Source organism: Pseudomonas sp. rhizo66 (assembly GCF_031931925.1).
In the GTDB taxonomy this organism is placed as follows: Bacteria; Pseudomonadota; Gammaproteobacteria; order Pseudomonadales; family Pseudomonadaceae; genus Aquipseudomonas.
On record NZ_JAUJWZ010000044.1, the window covers coordinates 1 to 3,262 of the forward strand.

The following is a 3,262-nucleotide window of genomic DNA, read 5'->3' on the forward strand; positions in this document are numbered from 1 at the left end:
CGGCGCAACGCTGGTGGCGCCGTTTCTCGGCACCCAGGACAAAGACCGCGTGACCTTTTACTGGCGCGGCTCGGCCAGCGGTGGCAGCACCAGTGACCATATCAACCTGATCCCCGCCACTGCCGGCAAACCGGTGCGGTTGACCGTGCCGAAACAGTACGTCACAGCCAACCTCAACGGCACAGTGGTGGCGGATTACAAGATTGAGCGAGGGGGAGAAACGTTGGGGCATTCGCAGGAGTTGAAACTGCGGATCGGCGTGGCGCTGGATCTGAAAGAACCGAAGATCAAGGAAGCCCCCAATGACACCAGTCTCGACCCGCTCAATGCCCAGAACACACTGACCGCGGTGATCGACTATGACGGCATGCTGGTCGGCGACAAGATCAGCGTCCGCTGGACCGGCGCCCCCGGAACGCTGCCTGCCGGTTCGCATACCACGGATCCATGGCCGGTCACCCGCGTCGGCCCGCAGGAAATACCGCTGGCCGTTTCGGTGATCGCCTTCAACCTCGACAAGTCAATCACCCTTGACTACGCCATGACACGCGGCACCCAGGAACCGAAAGACTCGCAGACTCGTACGCTGGCGGTGTTGCCAATTGCCCAAAGCCATTTGCCCAAGCCGCTGATCACGCAGGCATCCGAAGCAGGCGAAGGATCCGAGCTGGACGTCAGCCAATTGACCACCAACGCCACCCTTCGCGCGAACAGTTACCCGCATATCGCGTTGAGACAATATGTCTGGCTCAAAGCGAAAGGGACTTTAAAAGGCGGGGGGGTGTACTCGAAAACCTTTTGGCAACCGCCGGGTTCGCAAACCAATGCGACATGGATCAACCAGGGTTTTTACACCCTCGCATTTCCGCTGGCGGACTTGCAAAGCCTGGAAGATGGCCATGATCTGGAATTGGAGTTCAAGGCAGGTTTTGGCGGCACTCAGGTTGAGAGTGAGGCTGTGACGTTTGCTCTACGTACTTACAAGATCAAGGCGACATTGGATTTGCAGCCACCGACTCTTGTAGCACCGGCCGAAGATCCGATTGATGTCTTGGCCCACCCGGAGGGTGTGACGGTGCGCATTGAATTCCGCGCTGCACTGAGCGACGACCAGGCAGGGCTAGAGGAAGTCAATCCGCCAGTGGGTTCGCCGCAGTTTCCGTTGGTGGCGTTCAACAGCAACAAACAAGTGGACACCGTGTTGAGCCCGGCGTTTCTAGCCGCGCGACATGACACGCTGGTTGAGCTTTTCTGGAGTTTGTACCGCAACAACGCCCCGGCTGGAAAGTCAGATCCAGTGAAGTTAAGAGTGCTGAAGATTACGGATGGAGATTCACGGCTACCCTCTCCGAGCATTACACAGGCACCTGATGGAAAAGTACTGGATTTGAATGAATTTGAAGGAAACGCTGAGATTATTGTGCTGCCTTGGATAGGGATCAGCACCGACAATATTGTGCAACTAAAACTTTCTGGAAAAGATAACAACAGTAGCGACCACACAATTCCGATATTAACCAACCACAAAATAACAGATACGGAAAAAACCTCAGGAATAAAAGAAACACTGACCAGAGAGCAACTATTAACCCTAAAACACGACACTGAATTCAAAGCACTCTTTGAAGTAATGCCAAGCGCCACCAGCAATTTAATACCTATCATATTTCCAGCATTGAATCTGAACTTATTGAAACCACCTTTAGTGACATCCGAGGATTTTGAGACGGGATCAGTGGGAAACAAGCCCGTTGGCACAGTCATGGATTTCCCTAGCATGACCGTTACGGTAGTGGCAGGAGAGGTTATTATCGGCGTTAACGACAGTGATTTTACCCCACACATAACAGCGAAATATTTATATATTGCCGTTGGCGCAACTCTAAGACTCACATTAAAACAACCAGCGAGAAGCATCAGATTCGGCATCGCTGACAGCAATAGAATACCGTCACAATACAAATGCTATGACGAAAATTTACAGTTAGTTAAAGCCCAGTCCACCCCACCATATGATGGACAGAACCAAGTATGGGCTGACATCACAGAAACACAAAACAGACAAATTAAATACATAGATATAACTGATGGAGGTGGTGACTCATATCTAGATAACTTCTCAATATTCTATTGAGCGCCCTACTCTTTTCCGTCATGAATCGCCGGACGCAGCGCAGTCGCCGTGCTCGGCGTGATGACGAATGCTACAGTGAAAAATGGGATGGCTCTCTCGGAAGTCGCCCAATTTTTGCGCATTAAACTTAGTGTTTAAAAGACACCTCCAGACACGCCTTCAAGGCTACAAATTCTTGCGCCATTGCCTACAGCTACGCCAGAATCCGCCGGCTTGTGCGCCTTGGGCGCGGGTTCTATTGTGGTGCGGTCGCTGACGAATCAGCGATCGGGTTTAGCGTCCGATACCCTACAGACGCTCAATCCCCAGTCTCAATTGCAGCTTTGGCTATCTGCACTTGGCGTCATGGTGGCTGTGCGTGGGAGACCTTCGGGTCTACCCGGGGTTTCTGTGACCCGGATCGCTAACCTGCGTACAGCCGCCACCTTTACTTGTTTAGCGATGAGCCGTGGCGGCTAAATCAACCACGGAGTCTCACCATGATCAAACCAATACCCTCCCCACCCGAAACCGACCCCACCTTCCCCTACGAATCCGTTGATTCAAAAAACTCAACGACGCCGCCGAACGCACTGCGATCTTTTGCTTTTAACGTGTCGGGGGCTATCGTTTGTTCAACGGGCTCGATGCTCGTTAGCGGAATTAAACGGGGCCAGACTACGTTTCCTGCATTTTTGCCTAAAAGATCGCGGCCTCGGTAACTCCTAAACAACCTATTGTCGGAGCTGCCGCAGGCTGCGATCTTTTGTGTTGGAGAAACCTGGCAGACTGTTGACGCACATAGCGTCGTCCCTACAAAGAATCCCGCCAAACTCCGGCAGATTGCAGCGGTTGACTGCCCTGCCCTCACTCCCTATCCTCGCGCCTGTCACGACTCATTCGTGATCGGGTTTGACGGCCTGAAAAATCCAAGACGCACATTGCTCTCCAATGCGCGCGCACTCTTGTGTCCGACGCACTGCTCAATGGTGACTGTGTGCGGGGCATCTTCGGGTGCGCCGGGTGTCTTGGACCGGTCCGTCAACCTGCACACAGTTGCCACCTATTCGTTTGACGGCGATGAAGTGGCAGTTCTCTGACTTCCAAGAGGCTGCACACATGACCGATCCAACCACAAAATCCACCCCA

At 53.0% G+C, this 3,262-nt stretch carries 1 pseudogene; it reads left to right on the top strand.

From position 1 onward, the window contains the following. A pseudogene (locus QZR14_RS27865) lies at nt 1–2,134 on the top strand (hypothetical protein); the annotation flags it as partial. Nucleotides 2,135–3,262 lie beyond the last annotated feature (1,128 nt).